This is a genomic window from Streptomyces sp. MUM 2J, assembly GCF_022414535.1.
Taxonomy (GTDB): Bacteria; Actinomycetota; Actinomycetes; order Streptomycetales; family Streptomycetaceae; genus Streptomyces.
Genome location: NZ_JADWYM010000071.1, coordinates 1 through 18,299 on the forward strand (window position 1 = coordinate 1; position 18,299 = coordinate 18,299).

Consider the following 18,299-nt stretch of genomic DNA (forward strand, 5'->3'; position numbering starts at 1 on the left):
GCACACCCACACCCTCGGCCCAACCCGTGCCGTCCGCCGACGCCGCGAACGCCTTGCACCGCCCGTCCGCCGACAACCCCCGCTGCCGGCTGAACTCCACAAACGTGCCCGGCGCCGACATCACCGTCACACCACCCGCCAGCGCCAGCGAGCACTCACCCCGCCGCAACGCCTCCACCGCCAGGTCCAACGCCACCAACGACGACGAACACGCCGTGTCCACGGTGACCGCGGGACCCTCGAAACCGAAGGTGTAGGAGATCCGGCCGGACAGCACGCTGCCCAGCCCGCCGGTCAGCCGGTAGCCCTCGACGCCGTCCACCGGGTGGTGCAGCCGTGGGCCGTAGTCGTGGTACATCAGTCCGGCGTAGACGCCGGTGCGGCTGCCGCGCAGCGAGACCGGGTCGACACCCGCCCGCTCCAACGCCTCCCACGACACCTCCAGCAGCAACCGCTGCTGCGGATCCATCGCCAGCGCCTCACGCGGCGAGATCCCGAAGAACTCCGCGTCGAACTCCCCCGCCTCGTGCAGGAACCCGCCCTCACGCGTGTACGACGACCCCGGACGCTCACCCTCCGGGTCGTACAACCCCTCCAGATCCCACCCCCGATCCACCGGAAAACCGGAGATCGCATCCCCACCCGAGACCAGCAACCGCCACAGATCCTCCGGCGAAGCCACACCCCCCGGATACCGGCACCCCATCCCCACGATGACGACGGGGTCGTCCCCGTCGACGGCGGTGGGCGCCTGCCGGGCGAGGGTGCCCGGGTGCTGCGGGGCGAGTTCGGAGCGCAGGTACCGGACGACCGCCGTGGTCGTGGGGTGGTCGAAGACCAGCGTGGCCGGGAGCCGGATACCGGCTGCCGCGGTCAGCCTGTTGCGCAGCTCCACGCCGGTGAGGGAGTCGAAGCCCAGGTCCTTGAAGGTACGGGAGACGTCGACGGCATCCGCCGAGGCGTACCCCATCACCGCGGCGACCTGCGTGCGGACGACCTCGTCGATCAGCCGCTCGCCGTCGTCCCCGGACAGGACCGCGAGCCGCCGGGCGAGTCCGGTGGGGGCCGCGGCATCGTCCGTTCGGGGTGTCGAGGCGCGCGGCCTGGACGGGGGGAGCAGGCCGCGGAGGGCGGCCGGCACCTCTTCCTCGGCGGCCCCGGTCCGCAGCGCGGCGCGGTCGAAGCGGACGGGGAGCAGAACGGGCGCGTCTTCCAGTCCGCGGGCCGTGCCGAGCGCCCGGAGTGCTTCGTCCGCGCCGATCGGCGCGAACCCGAGCCGCCCGAGCCGGGTCCGGTCCGGGTCGGCGAGGCCGCCGGTCATTCCGTCCTCGTGGTGCCACGGTCCCCAGGCGAGCGACAGCGCGGGCAGGCCTTCGGCCCGGCGCAGGTGGGCGAGGCCATCGAGGAAGGCGCCGGCCGCGGAGTGGGCGGCCCGCCCGGCGTTGCCGACCGTGCCGATCACCGAGGAGAACAGGATGAAGTCGGACAGGTTCCGGTCCCGCGTCAGCTCGTGCAGATGCAGTGCGGCGTCCACCGTGGGCCGCAGGATCCGTTCGACCTGTTCCGGGTCCGGCGCGGCGCCGACGCTGTCGTCGGGTACGCCTGCGGCGTGCACCACCGCGGTCAGCGGGTGCTCGGCGGGGACGCCGGCGAGCAGAGCCTCCAGTGCCTCCCGGTCTCCGGCGTCGCAGACGGCCACGGTCACCTCCACGCCCGACGCCCGCAAATCCGCCACGAGTTCGCCGGCGCCGTCGGCCTCGTCGGCACGGAGGCCGACGAGCAGCAGATGCCGGACGCCCTGGGCGGCCAGATGCCGGGCCACCAGGGAGCCGCGCCCACCGGTGCCGCCGGTGATCAGCACCGTGCCGCCGGGCTCCCACACCGGTGCGGGGCCGGCCGGGACGCGGAGCCTGTCGAGCCGGGGAACCAGTACGGAGCCGGCACGCAGGGCGAGTTCGGGCTCGCCCGAGGCAAGGGCGGCGGGCAACGCACGCAGCGACTCCCGCTCGCGCCCCAGGTCCAGCAGGCCGACCCGGCCGGGATACTCCGCGCGCACCGACCGCAACAGGCCCCACAGCGCGGAACCCACCAGGTCGGGTGCGTCGCCCTGGGTGCCGGTGGCGGCGGCGCCGCGGGTGACGAAGAGCAGCCGGGAGCCGGCGAGCCGCTCGTCCTCCAGCCAGGAACGCACCTGTGCGAGGGTGCTTTCGACAGCGGTGGTGACGGCTTCTGCGACCGTACCGGCACCACCGTCGGCCGGCGGCGCGGGGCACGGCACGAGGACCAGCTCGGGCGGGGTGGTACCGGCCAGTGCCGTCATGTCCGGGTGGACGACCACTCCCGCGTCAGCGGTGGTGAGGGCGGCGGCCAGGCCGAACTCGTCGCCTCCCGCCACGGCCCACCGGCCGGAGCGCACCTCGCCCGGGACGGGCGCCGACGGGGTCCAGACCGGCTGGAAGAGCACGTTCGGGCCGGATGCGCCGGCCGCGCGGCGTACCGCCTCCTCGGAGAGGGGGGACAGGCGCACGCTGCCGACAGTGGCGAGTGGCAGTCCCGCCCCGTCGGCGAGGGTGAGCGTGACGGAGGCGGGGGTGCCCGCGACGGGGCCGATCCGGACCCGCAGGACGTCCGCTCCGGTCGCGTACACGGTGATGCCGTGCCACTCGGTGGGCAGCCGCACCGTCCCGGGGGCGGCGTCGGCGGGAACGGCCCCGCTGCGGGTCAGGGCGTGAAGAGCAGCGTCGAGCAGGCCGGGGTGCACCGCGAAGCGGGATGCCGCCGGGCGGTGTTCGGCACCGAGGGCGACCTCGGCGAAGAGGTCGTCGCCCAGCCGCCATGCCGCGCGCACGGCGGCGAGGGCGGGGTCGAGGGGCGTCCCCTCCGGGTCGACCGCGACCGGCTCGGCCCCGGCGGGCGGCCAGGGGTTCCGGTCGAAGGGGGTCTCGGGGCGGCCGGCCGGAGCGAGCACGCCGGTGGCGTGCCGGGTCCAGGACACGTCCGGTTCGCCGTCCTCGGGCAGGGAGTGCACCAGGAACGTGCGCCGGCCGGCCGGGTCCGGGGCTCCGACCCCGACCTGGAATCGCGTACCGCCGTCCGCGGGCAGCACCAGCGGCGTCTCCAGCGTCAGGTCCTCGACGTGCGCGGCGCCTGTCTCGGCACCCGCCTGGAGTGCCAGTTCCACGAAGGCACCGGCGGGCACCACGATCTCGTCGTGCACGCGGTGGTCCCCGAGCCAGGGCTGGGCGTGCGCGGACAGCCGCCCGGTGAGGATCAGTTCCCCGGCCTCGACACGGGGCAGCACCGCGCCGAGCATCGGGTGGTCCATCGGCACGAGCCCGGCCGAACCGACGTCGGCGGCCCGCCGGGCCGGGTCCCGCAGCCAGTGGGAGCGCCGCTGGAAGGCGTACGTCGGCAGGGGCACCCGGCGTCCGCCGCGGCCCGCCATGGTCTTCTGCCATGCCACGTCGACCCCGGCGACGTGCAGTTCGGCGAGGGCGCCGAGCAGCGTGGGCGCCTCGGGCCGGCCCCGCCGTGCCGCCGCCACGAACGTGGCGTCCTGCTCGTACTCCGCGGGCAGGCACTCGCGGCCCATCGCGGCCAGCACCGCGTCGGGTCCGACTTCCAGGAAGACGCGGGCGCCGTGCTCCCCGAGCGCGCGCATGCCGTCGTGGAAGCGGACGGCGTCCCGGGCGTGGCGCACCCAGTAGTCGGGGGTGCAGATCTGCTCGGCGGAGACCGGGCGCCCGGTCAGGTTGGACACCACGGGGATGCGCGGAGCGTGGTAGGTGAGGGTGGACGCGACCTCGCGGAAGGCGTCCAGCATCGGATCCATCCGGGGCGAGTGGAAGGCGTGGCTGACCCGCAGCCTCCTGGTCTTGCGTCCCCGCTCGCGCCACAGCTCGGCGACGGCGAGCACGGCGTCCTCGTCACCGGCGACGACGGTGGACAGCGGGCCGTTGACTGCCGCGACGGAGACCCGGCCCTCCCGCCCGGCGAGGGTGGGCAGGACGTCCTGCTCGGCGGCCTGGACGGACACCATCGCGCCGCCGGCCGGCAGCTGCTGCATCAGCCTGCCGCGTGCCCCGACCAGAGCGCAGGCGTCCGGAAGGGAGAGGACGCCGGCGGCGTGCGCGGCGGCGAGTTCGCCCACCGAGTGGCCGAGGACGACACCGGGGGTGACGCCCCAGTCCTCCAGCAGGCGGAACAGGGCGGTCTCGTACGCGAACAGGGCGGCCTGCGTGTAGCCGGTCAGGTGCAGCAGTCCGGCGTCCGCGGCGTCCTCCGCGAGGAACATCAGGTCCCGGACCGGGCGGTCGAGGTGCCGGTCGAGGAGGGCGCAGACCTCGTCGAGCGCGGCGGCGAACACCGGATGGGTGTCGTACAGGGCACGGCCCATGCCGGCCCGCTGGCTGCCCTGTCCGGTGAACAGGAAGGCGAGTTCGCCGGTCCTGGCCGCACCGACCGCCGCCCGGGCGGGGGTGTCGCCCGCGGCGAGCGAGGCGAGCGCGGCCGGCAGCGCGTCACGGCTGTCGGCGAGCAGTACGGCGCGGTGCGCGAAGTGGGTGCGGGTGGTGGCCAGCGAGTGGGCGATGTCGTCGAGGCTCAGGCCGGGGTGGGCGTCGAGGTGGACGCGCAGCGCCTCGGCCTGGGCGCGCAGCGCCTCGGCGGTGCGTCCGGACACCGGCACGGGCACGGCCGGTGCGGGGGTGTGGACGGGTCCGGGCGGGTCCTGCGGCGCTGTGGCCTCCGGGGTGGGTGTCCAGTCGGTGAGGACGAGATGACAGTTGGTGCCGCCCATGCCGAACGAGGACACACCGGCCGGCAGCGGAGCCGCCTCGGGGGTCTCCAGCGGGCTGAGGGCGTCGTTGACCCTCAACCGCAGCTCGTCGAGCGGGATGGCGGGGTTGGCCGTGCGGAAGTTCAGGCTCGGGGCGAGGGTCCTCTCCCGGAGGCACAGCACGGCCTTGATCAGGCCGGCGATTCCGGCGGCGCCTTCCAGGTGCCCGATGGTGGGCTTGGCGGAGCCGACGAGGAGGGGGGAGTCGGCGGCCCGCCCGCTGCCGCTGCCGAGCACGGCGCCGAGCGCCGCCGCCTCGACGGGGTCGCCCAGCGGGGTTCCGGTGCCGTGCAGTTCCACGAAGCGGACGTCTGCGGGGGCGATGCCGGCCTGGTCGTAGGCGCGCCGCAGCACGTCCTCCTGCGCGGCCCGGCTGGGTGCGGTGAGGTTGTCGCCGCCACCGTCGTTGTTGACGGCTCCGCCGCGGATCAGGCTGTGGATGGTGTCACCGTCGGCGAGAGCCCGGCGAAGCGTCTTCAGGACGACGACGCCGCCGCCCTCGCCGCGCACGTAGCCGTTGGCGCGGTCGTCGAACGTGTAGGTGCGGCCGTCGGGCGACAGGGCACCGAACCTTTCGGCCACCACGAAGCCCTCGGGCACCAGGTTCAGGCTGACTCCGCCCGCCAGCGCCACGTCGCAGTCGCCCCTGCGGAGGCTCTCGCAGGCGAGCTGGACGGCGACGAGCGAGGAGGACTGGGCTGAGTCGACGACCAGGCTGGGACCGCGCAGGCCCAGGAGGTAGGAGACACGGTTGGCGATGATGCTCCGGCTGACGCCGGTGATGGTGTGGTGGGAGACCGACTCGGCGCCGTACTGGTGGACGAGCTTGGCGTAGTCGTCCCAGATCGCCCCGAGATAGACGCCGGCCCGGGCTCCCCTGACGTCTCCGGGGACGATTCCGGCGTTCTCCAGTGCCTCCCAGGCCAGTTCGAGGACGAGCCGCTGCTGCGGGTCGACGTTCGCCGCCTCGCGGGGCGTGATGCCGAAGAACTCGGCGTCGAAGGCGTCGATCCGGTCCAGGAAGGCGGCGGGCCTGGTGACGGCGCCGCCGGGGAGGCCGGGCCGCCGGTCGGGCACCTGGTCGGACACGGCGCTCCCACCGGTCCGCAGCAGCTGCCAGTACGCCTCGGGTCCTGGGGCCCCGGGGAAACGGCAGGACATCCCTACGACGGCTACGGGTTCTTCCGGCACCGTGTCGACCTCCGGAGCAGCGGACCCGGGTGCAGTGGCCATGGTGTGGCTCTTCCTTTCGACAACCGCGCGCGGAACGGCCGTCGCGCGCAGAACGTGCTCGGAAACCTCGTCGTGGCAGGCGAGGGGGACCCCGGTGCCTGCGCGGAGTGAGGCGTACGCGAGGAAGCTCAGGCGTACGCGTAGAAACCGCGGCCGGACTTCTTGCCCAGCAAGCCGCCCTCGACCATGCGGAGCAGCAGCGGCGGAGGCGCGTACAGCGGCTCCTTGAACTCCTGGTAGAGGGCGTCGGCGATGGAGACGGTGGTGTCCAGGCCGATCAGATCGGCCAGGCGCAGCGGTCCCATCGGGTGCGAGCAGCCCTCGACCATGCCCTGGTCGATGACCTCCGCCGGGGCGAGGCCCGAGTCGACCATGCGGATGGCGGAGAGCAGGTAGGGGAAGAGGAGGGCGTTCACCACGAAGCCCGCCCGATCGGGTGAGCTGATCGGCTTCTTGCCGAGCACGTCCGACACGAACGCCAGGGCCCGTTCACCGGTCGTGGGATCGGTCAGCACCGAGTCGATGAGTTCGACCAGCGGCAGGACCTGTACGGGGTTGAAGAAGTGCATACCCACCACCTGGCCGGGACGGCCGGTGGCCCGCGCGAGCCGCACGATCGGGATGGAGGAGGTGTTGGAGGCGAGGATCGCGTCCGGATCCTCGACGATCTTGTCGAGGGAGGTGAACAGCTCCAGCTTGAGCTGCTCGTTCTCCTTGACGGCCTCGACCACGAGCTGCCGGTCGGCCAGGTCGCCGAGATCCCGGGTGAAGGTCACTCGGGCCAGCGCCGCGTCACGCTCCTGCCGGGTGGTCTTCCCCTTGTCGACTCCCCGGTCGAGGGACCGGGTCAGCCGCTCGGGTCCGGACACCAGCGACGCCTCGGAGGAGACCGCGACAGTGACGTCCAGGCCCGCCTTCGCACACAGCTCGGCGATGCCCGTGCCCATGATGCCGCTGCCGACGACTCCGACCCGGCGGATGTCCCGGGCGGAGGTGGTGGTCGTGTCGGTGAACGTGGTCATGCGCCGGCTCCCCAGGTCAGCAGTGAAGCTCCGATGGCCATGCCGCCGCCGAATCCGGCGAGCAGCACCAGGTCCCCCGGGGACAGCGCCCCGCCGCGGTGGGCCTCGTCCAGTGCGACCGGTACGGAGGCGCTGCCCACGTTTCCGTACTTCCGCAGAGTGCGGTGGGTGTGCGCGTTGCCGAGGCCCGCGCGTTCCACCACCTCGCCGAGCATCACGCCGTTGGCCTGGTGCGGCACGAAGTGGTTCACCTGGGGCAGCGTCACGCCGACGCGCCGCGCCAGCGCCACCAGCGCCGGGGGGACGTTGTCGGCGACGAAGTCCCTGACGGCGCGGCCGTCCATCCGGAAGAAGTGGCCGCCGTCCGCGACGGTCTCGGCCGTCGCCGGGTTCCTGCTGCCGCCGGCCTCCACACGGATCAGATGGTGGGCGTCGCCCCGGCTGGCGAGGTCGATGCCGAGGATGCCGTGCGGTGCGGGAACCGAGCCGACAACCGCCGCTCCGGCGCCGTCGGCGAACAGGACGGCCGTCCTGCGGTCGCCGAAGTCCAGGATCCGGGAGTACAGGTCGGCTCCGATGACGAGCACGCGGCTGTCCGGGGAGACCGCGACCAGGCTCCGGGCGAGGGCCAGCGCGTACACAAAGCCGCTGCACACGACGTTGACGTCGAAGCATGCGGCGCTGTAGGCGCCCAGCCCGTGCTGCACCAGATACGAGGTCGGCGGCTGGGGGAAGTCCCCCGTGGAGGTGGAGACGATGATGTAGTCGATCTGGTCCGCGGACAGTCCGGCCTGTTCCAGGGCCTGGGTGCCGGCGCGGACGGCCAGGTCGGACGTCGCCTCGTGCGGGGCGGCGTAGCGCCGTGACAGTATCTGGGTCTTCCGCTCGATCCATTCCGGGGTGACGCCGACCCGCTCGGCGACCTCGTCGTTGCCGACTTCCCGCTTGGGCAGGTAGGAACCGGTCGAGAGAATTCCGATATTGCGGTCCATCACCACGTCAGACAGCCCCCTCTAGTACGGCGGACGAGGCCGGATCGGCATCCCCCGGGGTGTCCCTGAAGGGGTTGAGCCGCGCCTCCCCGATACGCGCCCGGAGTTCGGGGTCCGTGACCCCGAGTCCCTCCCGGGGGGCCAGGCAGAGCACGCCCACCTTTCCGGTGTGCCTGTTCTGCTGGACCAGCCGGGCGGCCTCGCCCACTTCGCGCAGCGGATAGACCGCGGAGAGGACGGGCGAGAGATGACCGAGCCGGAAAAGGCGGTTGCATTCGGCCTGTTCCTGAAGATTGGCGGCGTGGCTGCCCACGATGCGCTTCAGGTTCATCCACAGATACCGGTTGTCGAAGTGGTGGTCGTATCCGGTGCTGGAGCCGCAGGTGACGACGGTGCCGCCCTTGCGGACCACGAAGACGGAGATCCCGAACGTGGCCCGGCCGATGTAGTCGAAGGCGACGTGCGGGTCCTCGCCGACCTGCCGCCTGATTTCCCGGCCCAGCCGCTTGCCGAGTTCGACGGTGCGTTCCGGGGTGGGGGCGGCATCCCGGCCCATGCCGATCTCGTTGCGGTTGATGATCACGTCGCAGCCGAGCCGGCGCAGGGCCCGCGCCTTGCGCTCGGAGCCGACCACACCGACCGCGATACCGCCCGCGTTCTTCACCATCTGCACGGCGAAGGCGCCGAGGCCTCCGGTGGCACCCCAGACCAGGACGACATCGCCCTGCTTGATCCGCGCTCCCTTGTCGCTGACGAGCATGCGGTAGGAGGTCGCTGCGGTGAGCATCACCCCGGCCGACTCCTCCCAGGTCAGATGGCCCGGCTTGGGCAGGAGCTGGCTGGCTCGCACGACGGTGAAGTGCGCCAGTCCGCCGAAGTTGGTCTCGTAGCCCCAGATGCGCTGATCGGTGCCGAGCATGGCGTCGGCGTGCGAAGCCGGTTCCTGTTCGTCGACCTGGACGCAGCCGACCACCACATGGTCACCGACGCGCCAGCGCCGCACACCCGCCCCGACGCGCACCACGATCCCGGCCGCGTCCGAGCCGACGACCTGGTGCGGCAGGTCGTGCCGGGCCGCGTAGCCGCCCTGCCTGGCGTACCGCTTGAGGAACTCGAAGGTGGGCACCGGCTCGAAGGCGGCCGACCACACCGTGTTGTAGTTGACAGAACTGGCCATCACCGCGACGACGACCTCGTCGGGCGCGAGGGCCGGCATCGGGACGTCTCCGACGTGAAGCGTCCTGCGGACGTCCTTGTCCGCGGTGTCGCCGAATATCCCGACGTCCGCGGCACGGATGTGTGCCGCCGCGTACTCGGCGGGCAGCTCATACCGTTCCAACTCGCCCGGGCCGGCCCCGTGAAGCAGGGCTTCGACCAAAGAGCTCATTGTCCCCTCCTTGATCAACGAGCAGCCGGAAACACGCGCTCGCCTTCGTCCCTCGCGAGGGCGCGCGTCTGCTGCTTGGTCAAAGAACGTGTGGTGCGGGAATCCGAGCGGGGAATTCGCATCGTCTTCGCCGCACCCAGAGCAATTCATGCAACCCGGGTATGGACCACGGTACGCATTCCGTCTCGGGCCCCCTACCCTTAACCGCCCCCTAGGCGAGACCCCACCGCACCTGCCCCGCCCCCCAGATACGGCGACGGGACCGCCCCCCGGATCGGGGTCGGCCCCTTACGGCGCCGACGCGGTTCGTCTCGGGTGGGCACCTGCTTCAGCGGTCCTTGCGGCCTCTCTCGCCCTCGCAACGCGAGATGTTGGAGGAGGCGACGAGCGCGTATCAGGCAGCGCTTACGGAGGACGCCGCTCGGTACCTCCTCGGTCGCGGAATCGGAAAGGCCGAGGTGGCTACGTTCCGGCTTGGCGTCGTCGCTGATCCCTTCCCGGGTCACGAGAAGTACCGGGGCATGCTCGCCATCCCCTACCTCGGCCACGACGGTCAGACGCTGACGATCCGCTTCCGCTGCCTCCATGAGCACAACCACCACGGCCACGGCCACGGCCACGGCCACGGCCACGGCCACGGGAAGTACAACACGATCGCCGAGGACCCACCCCGCCTGTACGGCGTCGACTCGATCCACGCGGCTGGCGACGAAATCCACCTGACCGAGGGGGAGTTCGACCGCGTGATCCTCCGCAAGATCGGCTGGCACGCGGTCGGGTCGCCGGGGGCGGAGATGTGGTTCGGCCGGCACCGCCGCATGCTCGCGGGCTTCTCGAAGGTCTGGGTGTGGGGTGACCCAGACGACGCCGGGGCCAAGTTCACGGCGAAGGTCTGCCGCTCCCTCCGTAACGCGAAGGGCGTACGGCTCTGGGGCGGCGACGTGACCGAGACCTACCTGCGGGGCGGCGCCCAGGCCCTCCACGACCTGATCAACGAGGAGAACGCGAAGTGACCGAGACCAAGACGCCGAAGAGACCGGCGCGTAGGGCATCCGACCCGACGACCGCTGTCCTGTCCGAGGTGAAGGCCGCCCGGAAGCTGGTCGGGGACCGGACGGCCCCGCTGGCGGGTGGACAGCGTCCCGCGAAGGGCCGCGCGTACCACCTGCGCGAGTCGAACCGCTGGCGGTCGATCAACCACGGCCGCGAACTCGCCGAGACCCCCGGCTGGGACTCGGCCGTCCTGGCGGAGGCATTCGGCACCTTCGCCGAGCCGGAAGCTCGGCATGCACGCGCCGGGCTCGTACGTCTCGCCGCTCTGGCCATCGCCGCGGTCGAGTCGATCGACCAGGAGTCGGTGTGACCCCGCGCCCTCTGCCGGGCAGTCCCGGCCCGCGTCTGACCGCGATCTGGGAGGCCCTCGACGAGCGCGAGCGCGAGGCGTTCGAGCGGCACCTCCTCCAGGACACGGCGGCCGAAGACCTCGTCTGGATTCTCGGCCGCTTCGGACACCGCGTGTCGGCCTCCACCATCCGTACGTACCGGCGCCGACTGCGCCAGGAAGCGAGCGACAGCGCTTGAGTGACTCCCTTCTCGACGAACTCCTCTCCAAGCCCGTGGGCCCGTCCATACCGGCCCGCCAGACCGACCCTGACAAGGACTTCACCCGGCAGATCGAGGTGAACGGCGATGCCGCCGAGGTCACCGTGCGCGGCCCCGCCGAGATGGACCCGAAGGGCACCGCGGCCACCGTCCTACGCACCCACGGCCTCGACCCGGCCAACTGGGAGGTCAGGGGCTTCCGCAGCTCCGAGTGGACGATGCCGAACGGCGAGCTCGGTGTCTCCACCCGCTTCACCTTCACCCGCGCCATGGTCACCACCGAGCCGGACCGCCCCGACCTCGGCGAGCTCCTGGCGGCCGTCGAGGCGTACGAGCCGCGCTGGCCCGCTGCCGGTCTCCCCCAGGGCGACCACACGTACGTCATCGCCCTGGGCGACATGCAGTTCGGGAAGCTCGACGGCGACGGCCCGGCCGGCACGCTCCGGCGCACGATCGAATGCCTCAACAAGGCCGCTGACCTTCTGGAGGTCTACCGCGAACGCTTCCCGATCGGGCACGTTCACCTGGCCTGGCTCGGCGATCACGTAGAGGGCTTCCAGTCGCAGGGCGGATCGAATGTCTGGCGTACGTCGCTGACGCTCACCGAGCAGATTCGGCTGACCCGGCGCGTGATGCTGCACGGCGCCCTGACCTTCGCCCCGCTCGCACAGCGGCTGACGATCGCCGCTGTGCCGGGCAACCACGGCGAAGCCGTACGGATCAACGGCAAAGGCGTCACCCGATACGACGACTCCCACGACACGGAGGCCCTGATCTCCGTACGCGACGCGCTGGAGCTCAACCCCGAGCTGTTCGGGCACGTCGAGTGCTTCGTCCCGGACACCGACGAGCTGACCGTCGTCGTGGACTGCTCGGCGACCGTGGTGGCCCACGCGCACGGGCACCAGTGGCGGCCGGGCAAGCACTTCGAGTGGTGGAAGGGCCAGGCGTTCAACAAGGCGAGCGCGCTGCACCAGGCCGATGTACTGCTCGCCGGTCATCTGCACCACGAGTTCGTGGACACGGACGGCCCGCGCACGTTCATCCAGCCCCCGGCCATGGAGAGCGAATCGACGTGGTGGCGGCACGCGAAGGGCACGACCGGGGCGCCGGGCCTGGTGGTCGCCGTGACGAAGAACGGCGAAGTGCCGGTGAAGGAGGTGGTCCGATGAGTCTGCGTCTCGCCGACTTCGACGCCTCCGAGGCCGTCGCGGCGGCCGACTGGTCCGTTCTCGCCGAACCGCAGGTCGAAAGCGTCGTACAGGCAGTCGCCCGCGCCTTCGCCCGAGACTACGGGCTGACGCTGGAGTACGAGGACGCCTACCAGGAGGCCGTGATCGTCGTGGCCGAGCGGGCTTCCTACGTTCGGCAGATCCTCGCCGACGCGGGGGCCGGCCTTCTGCACCGCTGGCTGTCCCAGCGCCTACGGGACCGCTGGCTGACGGAGGCGAAGCACCGCACCGCACACGTCTCCTACGAGGCCGCCCGGCACAAGGCGGAGAGGAGTGGCCTGTGACGGCCTACGACCGGCGACTCGTCGAGCACCTCCTCCCGGCGGTGTGGGACCAGGAAGCGGCGTACGGCATCCGCAACCCATCGGCCCCGGACGCCGACATGCCGAAGGGCACGGTCGACCCGAAGGCCGCGGGCATTCTGTTCGCCCACCTCGCCGACATCCGGCGGGGCTGGGCAACCGCCCCGCTCACCCCCGCCGAACGCCAGGCCCTCGTCCTCCGCTACGGCGCGGACCTGCCCGACGACGAGGCGGGCACGTTGCAAGGAGTGACGGGCAGGGCGACGCGGTACCGGTGCGAGCGGGGCATCGGGAAGATCGCGGCGCACCTGAACGGCCACGAATACATCGACGGTTACGAGGACAGGGTGCCCTCCCCGCCGGGTCATACGGATTGAGGCACTCGCTGACTCTTACTTGATTGCGAACGCACTCGGGGTAACCGTATCCTTCCGATCAACGCGTTGACGGAGACAAGTAGCCAGGGATCACGCGAGCCGAGAGAGCCGCCAGCAGCTGGGAAAGCGGTCTCGCGCCCCCTGGTGAAGACCCTCCCGAGCGCGGGGAGGAACGGCCCCCGCCTGGTGGCCCAATGCCCCGCCGGCCGGCCCCCGTCACCGGGCCCCGAACGAGGCTGCCACTCCGTGGCGGCGAAAGTGCGGTGGCACCGCGAGTTGCCCTTCTCGCCCGCACTCCCAAGGGATCATGACGACGTCCTTCGGAGGACCGCAATGATCCAAAGCCGCGTACACGTCTCCGACCTGCGAGAACACGTCGGCCGTACCGTTACCGTCTGCGGATGGGTGAACACCCTCCGCCTACAGCGCAAGATGCAGTTCGTCATCGTGCGGGACAGCACCGGCCTGGTACAGGTGACCCACAAGCGTGACGACGGGCCACTGGAGGCCCAGCTCGAAGCCCTCACTCCTGAGTCCGCCGTCAAGATCACCGGCCGGATCGTGGACGCTGCCCAGGTGAAACTCGGCGGCCTGGAGATGGACCCGGAGTCTATCGAGGTCTTGAACCGGGCCGAGACCCCGCTGCCGATCGATGAGCAGACAGGGCTGGAGCAGCGCCTCGACTGGCGCTTCCTCGATGTGCGCAAGCGGCCAGCCGCCCAGCTGATGTTCGCCGTGCAGACCACCCTGGAGCAGGGAATGCGCGAGTACGCCTACGCGCAGGGTGCCACGGAGATGCACACACCCAAGCTCATGGGCACCGCCTCCGAGTCCGGAGCCGAAGTCTTCGAGCTCGGCTATTTCGGCCGCAGTGCCTACCTGGCGCAGTCGCCACAGTTCTACAAGCAGATGGCCATCTCGGGTGGGATCGACAAGGTCTTCGAGATCGGCCCAGTCTTCCGCGCCGAGCCCTCGTTCACCTCCCGGCACGCCACCGAGTTCACCGGTGTCGACGTCGGGCTGGCCTGGATCGATGACGTCGAGGACGTCATGGCCTTCGAGGAGCGGATGCTCGCCCACGCGATCGCCAAGGTCGCCAACGCCCACGGCGAGGCCATTCGGGAACAGTTCGGCGTGGAGATCACCGTTCCCACGACGCCCTTCCCTCGTATCACCATGGCCGAGGCGCAGGAGATCCTACGCAAGGGCGGTTGGGACCCGGAAGGGATCAAGGAAGACCTGGACCCGGAGGGCGAGCGGAGCATCAGTGCTCACATCCAGCAGGCCACTGGTCACGAGTTCGTGTTCATCACGCACTACCCCGTGAGCATCCGGCCCTTCTATCACATGCGGCCGGCCGACGACCCGAGTGTGACCCTGAGCTTCGACCTCCTCTGGAAGGGGCTGGAGGTCACGACCGGCGCGCAGCGCGAGCACCGGTATGACGTGCTGCTGAAGCAGGCTGCCGAGAAGGGCATGAGCCCTGAGCCGATGCAGGACTACCTGAACGCGTTCCGGTACGGGTGCCCGCCGCACGGCGGTCTGGGCATGGGTCTCGGACGAGTACTGATGGTGTTGCTCGGCCTGGAGTCGATCCGCGAGGCCAGCTTCCTCTTCCGCGGCCCGAACCGGCTCACCCCGTAGCCTCTCGCTGGCTGCGCCCCACGACACGGGCCAGGTGCCTCGTGTCGCGGGGCGCGGTCTCAGTAGCGAACGTTGCGGAGGTCATGCGTCCATGCCTCAGCGGGGTTCTTGTCCCAGTAGGCCCGCAGCGCCAGCTCCCGTTCGGAGAAACGGCCCTGGTGGCAGAGGCCGCCGTGGGAGAGGGTGACGCTCATCGCGAGCGGCGACTCGGTGGTGACCCAGTGCGGGGTGAGGGCGTGGCTCCACAGCTGGTCACCGGGGCGCATGGTGGCGGACTGGCGCTCGGCCGCGTCGTGCTCGGGCGGCTCCTCCCCGGTGGTCTCGCCGATGACCGCCGCGTCTGCCGACAGATGCTTGTCGGGGTCGAGGTAGCTGTGGAACGCCTTGGTGCCATGGACCTGCCAGACCAAGCCGTGTGAGTTGTCGTTGTGATACGTCGAGGACGCGCCCTCGGTGGACAGGAACAGGATCGGCGCCAAGCGCTGCCAGGTGAAGCCGCGAGCGGACAGGTGAGTGCGCCAGGGGACCATGACCTCATCCTGGAAACGGTCCAGGACGTCGTCGTAGAAGCGGCTGAGGTTGAAGTGCACCAGCCGAAATGGCCAGGTGACGATCTCCTCGATCGGCGCGGTGCGGAAGGCGGCGGTGCGGTCCATACGCACCTGCCAGTCGTCGTCTCCGAGGATGGTGAACCGGACCTCCTCGTCCTTGCGGACGTGGTCCAGGATGTCGACGGCCGGCAGGAACAGGTAGTCGAAGGCGACCTCTATCGGGGAGTTCGGAGGCTGTCGCCATCGGTGGGTGAAGTCGTCGGGTGTCGTGATCGTCATAGCGCGGTCCATAGGAGTCGTGTACGTCGGGCCGTCCTCACGCCAGCGCGGTGCATGAGGCACTCGCGTCGTCGGACGCGGCGGAGGAACGGCAGATGGCAGCGCAGTCCGGGGTCACGCTGTCCCGCGCCGGTTCGACCAGGAACCGTCTGATCGCGGCCCGGGGCGCGTGGACGCTGACCGAAGCCCGCCCGTACGGACACCGCCGTATGTGACCGTCAGCGGACACGTAAGCGGTCGCCGAGCGGCACAACCACTGCTCAGCCCCGGTCGTCGGCAGTTGCAGATCCCGCAGCTCACCCAAGTAAGCCCGGTACCGGTCGGACAGTTCGAAGTAGCGGCCCAGCACGTCAGCGTCGAGACGCTGCTGCACCAGATAGTCCCGCACCGATTTGCCCTCCCGCCGAAGACTGCGCTCGTCGAGGACGACGGGGCTGAACTGGACCTCCACCTCTGCCTCGGCCACGAGGTCGGCCATCTCCCGGCACTCACCGTCTTTCAGGCCCCAGCAGGTGACGTGCAGGATCTTCGTGTCGGTGCTGATCGCGCGCAGCGTGTCGATCGCCGAGGCCGCTGTCCGTGTGGTGCGCCCCATCAACATCGAGCCCTGTGAGTCTGCGGAGACCGTGACGTTGGTCAGCAGGTGCGCCACCCGGGAGAGGACGGTCACCTCGGCTACGGTGCGAGCCGAGGTCACCATCGACACCGCCATGCCGAACTGTAGGGCGAGCCGGACGAGTTGCCGGAGTTCGGGATGGTGAGTCGGCTCCCCTCCGGTCAGGCACACCCCCTCCACACCCGCCTCCTTCAGCCGGGACAGGGTGCGGGTATAGGTGGCCGTGTCGAGGAAGCCATGCGCACGATCGGCTCGGAAGCAGAACCCACAGGCCACCTTGCAGTGCCCGGCAGTAGACACCAGGGCCGTACGGACTGGGGTACTCATTGCACCCCCGTGTTGTCCCACACCGCGATGTCCACGGTGCTCCTGTAGAAGGCGCACATCTCAGGGTCCGGGGTGCCGCCGCCGATGAGGGCCTGTTCGTTGCGGGACGGCCCACCGCATATGGCCAGCGCCAGGCAATTCCCGCACTCGGGGATCGGTGCGACGTTCTTCGCCACGCCGGCCAGGAGGCCGGAATCGGCCCGCAGCTCGTCGAGGGTGTGCAGGAACGACGGCTCGGTGAAGTTGATGTCGCACAGGCTTACCCGGTTGCCAGGCAGCAGGGCGGCGTTCAGGCTGCGGTCGCCCTGCATGTGGTCGAGCAGCATCGGCCGCCGGGTGTCGAGGGCCTGGAAGGCCCGGTCGAGGACCGAGAACAGCATCCCGCCCCGCCCCAGGGCGGCCAGCCGTGCCTCGTATAGTTCCCGGGCCAGGTCCGCGCCCTTGACCCGCCACCGGCCCCCGGTCGGGATGGGCGTGTTGACGTAGATGAACTTCAGCCCGAGCTCATCGACGATCCACCGGACGGTCTCGGCAAGGCGCCCGATGTTGGCGGATGTCGGGGTGAGGTTGCAGCCCACGTGCAGCCCTTCAGCCTCGACGAACCGCGCGACGTTACGGCGAATCCGGTCGTCCGCGGGCTGCCCGCCGAGCAGCAGCCTGTTCGCTGAGTTGACGCCTGGGGGGCCGTCGATGGAGATGCCGACCCCGTACTCGTAGGCGACGAAGTGGTCGAGGGCCTCGTCGGTCAGGCGGGCACCGTTGGTGACAACCGTACGCCGCACGCGCGCCACGTCGTAGCGGTCGGCGAGGGTGTCGGCGAGCTGGTCGCCGTACCGCATGAGGTCGAAGCGGATGGTCGGCTCGCCGCCGAACCACTGGATGGACACCTCTTCCTGTCCGGCGTTCTGCTCGAACAGGAACTCCAGCCCCTCCGAGAGCTCTGCCTTCGTCATGTCCGGCTTGCCGGTGTTCGTATCGACGAAGCAGTAGGTGCAGGCCATGTTGCAGCGGTCGGTGAGGACTACGCGGAGGCCGCTGATACGGCCGGGAGTGGCGTCGAGGCCGAGGAGTCGAAGTCGGCCATGGAGTGCTTCGCGCCGGTCGGCCACGGGGCCGCCGGGGGTGAAGCCGAGCCCTGCGAGGGCTTCATGGGTCGTGGTCGGGGGGACGCCGGCGAGGTCGTGGACCTCGCCGGAGTCGATGAACACACTGTCCAGCGTGACCGGGTCGAGGAGAACCGCTTCCCCGTCCCGCTCGTACTGGAAGTACTTCCCCCACAGCATCCGGGGGACGGCCATGGTGCTTAGGCCGCCGTTTCCTCGGCGATCCCGAGTTCGCCCATGACCTCGCGGACCTGCTCCTCGGCGGCGGCCTGGAGCTTCGCGGAGGTGGCCGGGGAGCCACCGTCAGCGAGGACGATCACGCCGGGCAGCGTCGGGTTCGGCACGATGACCGTGATGCCGGCCGGGTCGGTGCCGATGACCATGACCGCGTCCTTCAGCTCGACCCAGTCGGTCCGCTCCTTGAGGGCCTCCATGATGCGGCCCTGCTTCTCCTGGAAGGAGGCACGCTCCCCCATCCACACGCCCGCCTTGGACTTGGAGTCCACGACGTCCGCGTAGATGAGGTGATCCTTCTTCTCTCGCCTGGCTTGAGGCATGGCTGATCCTCTCTGTGTGTCGGATGTGCTGTAGCGACCACTTGCATCCGCCGGGGACCGGCGGGGACCGCCCCACGGGGAGTCGGGTGAGGCGGCGTCTAACCGCTCCGCGGCGACGGAGCACGGCGGTACAACTTCCAGAGCCGATGAGCCTGGGCCGGGGAGCGAGTCCTAGGGCGTGTTTCGAAAGTGCTGGTCACAGCCACTCGTTGATGGCTGCGACCAGCACAGTCGCTTC

15 protein-coding genes are annotated in these 18,299 nt (G+C 70.8%); 7 read left to right on the forward strand and 8 right to left on the reverse strand.

Annotated features, from left to right (window positions below):
• The 4 genes from I3F54_RS30920 to ccrA form a co-directional block, all read right to left on the reverse strand.
• Positions 1 to 6,070, reverse strand: a 6,070-nt coding sequence (locus I3F54_RS30920) for a type I polyketide synthase (protein ID WP_240122243.1), incomplete at its 3' end; no start/stop codon positions are given.
• 128 nt (positions 6,071 to 6,198) lie between these two features.
• A complete protein-coding gene (locus I3F54_RS30925) occupies positions 6,199 to 7,092 on the reverse strand; it encodes a 3-hydroxybutyryl-CoA dehydrogenase (protein WP_240122244.1) in 894 nt (297 codons plus the stop codon).
• Positions 7,089 to 8,084 carry a 3-oxoacyl-ACP synthase III family protein gene (locus I3F54_RS30930; RefSeq protein WP_240122245.1) on the reverse strand — a complete coding sequence of 332 codons (996 nt, stop codon included), beginning with the start codon at positions 8,082 to 8,084 and terminating at the stop codon, positions 7,089 to 7,091. The genes I3F54_RS30925 and I3F54_RS30930 overlap by 4 nt, the downstream gene beginning before the upstream one ends.
• A 7-nt stretch (positions 8,085 to 8,091) precedes the next feature.
• The gene (gene ccrA / locus I3F54_RS30935) at positions 8,092 to 9,471 is read right to left on the reverse strand and encodes a crotonyl-CoA carboxylase/reductase (protein ID WP_240122246.1); all 1,380 of its coding nucleotides are present in this window, start codon (positions 9,469 to 9,471) and stop codon (positions 8,092 to 8,094) included.
• Between the two features lie 521 nt (positions 9,472 to 9,992).
• Here ccrA and I3F54_RS30940 point away from each other — a divergent pair.
• The 7 genes from I3F54_RS30940 (at position 9,993) to aspS (ending at position 14,628) form a co-directional block, all read left to right on the forward strand.
• Complete coding sequence (locus I3F54_RS30940) at positions 9,993 to 10,484, forward strand: hypothetical protein (protein WP_240122247.1); 492 nt, start codon at positions 9,993 to 9,995, stop codon at positions 10,482 to 10,484.
• Entirely contained in the window at positions 10,481 to 10,834 is a 354-nt protein-coding gene (locus I3F54_RS30945) for a hypothetical protein (RefSeq protein ID WP_240122248.1), read from the forward strand. The genes I3F54_RS30940 and I3F54_RS30945 overlap by 4 nt, the downstream gene beginning before the upstream one ends.
• A complete protein-coding gene (locus tag I3F54_RS30950) occupies positions 10,831 to 11,052 on the forward strand; it encodes a hypothetical protein (protein WP_240122249.1) in 222 nt (73 codons plus the stop codon). Before I3F54_RS30945 ends, I3F54_RS30950 begins: the two co-directional genes overlap by 4 nt.
• Positions 11,049 to 12,245, forward strand: a complete 1,197-nt coding sequence (locus I3F54_RS30955; RefSeq protein ID WP_240122250.1) for a hypothetical protein — start codon at positions 11,049 to 11,051, stop codon at positions 12,243 to 12,245. The genes I3F54_RS30950 and I3F54_RS30955 overlap by 4 nt, the downstream gene beginning before the upstream one ends.
• Complete coding sequence (locus I3F54_RS30960; RefSeq protein ID WP_240122251.1) at positions 12,242 to 12,589, forward strand: hypothetical protein; 348 nt, start codon at positions 12,242 to 12,244, stop codon at positions 12,587 to 12,589. The genes I3F54_RS30955 and I3F54_RS30960 overlap by 4 nt, the downstream gene beginning before the upstream one ends.
• On the forward strand, positions 12,586 to 12,984 hold the full coding sequence (locus I3F54_RS30965; protein ID WP_240122252.1) for a hypothetical protein: 399 nt from the start codon (positions 12,586 to 12,588) through the stop codon (positions 12,982 to 12,984). The genes I3F54_RS30960 and I3F54_RS30965 overlap by 4 nt, the downstream gene beginning before the upstream one ends.
• 333 nt (positions 12,985 to 13,317) lie before the next feature.
• Entirely contained in the window at positions 13,318 to 14,628 is a 1,311-nt protein-coding gene (aspS, locus tag I3F54_RS30970) for an aspartate--tRNA(Asn) ligase (protein WP_240122253.1), read from the forward strand.
• A gap of 59 nt (positions 14,629 to 14,687) precedes the next feature.
• Here the strand turns inward: aspS and I3F54_RS30975 are convergent, their stop codons facing one another.
• The 4 genes from I3F54_RS30975 to I3F54_RS30990 are packed head-to-tail and all read right to left on the reverse strand — an operon-like array spanning position 14,688 to position 18,061.
• Complete coding sequence (locus tag I3F54_RS30975; RefSeq protein ID WP_240122254.1) at positions 14,688 to 15,458, reverse strand: cupin-like domain-containing protein; 771 nt, start codon at positions 15,456 to 15,458, stop codon at positions 14,688 to 14,690.
• 37 nt (positions 15,459 to 15,495) lie between these two features.
• Positions 15,496 to 16,401 (reverse strand): radical SAM protein, encoded by a 906-nt coding sequence (locus tag I3F54_RS30980; RefSeq protein WP_240122255.1) that lies wholly within the window; start codon positions 16,399 to 16,401, stop codon positions 15,496 to 15,498.
• A complete protein-coding gene (locus I3F54_RS30985; protein ID WP_240122256.1) occupies positions 16,398 to 17,699 on the reverse strand; it encodes a radical SAM protein in 1,302 nt (433 codons plus the stop codon). The genes I3F54_RS30980 and I3F54_RS30985 overlap by 4 nt, the downstream gene beginning before the upstream one ends.
• Positions 17,700 to 17,704: 5 nt before the next feature.
• Entirely contained in the window at positions 17,705 to 18,061 is a 357-nt protein-coding gene (locus I3F54_RS30990; RefSeq protein WP_200260345.1) for a hypothetical protein, read from the reverse strand.
• Positions 18,062 to 18,299: the final 238 nt, after the last annotated feature.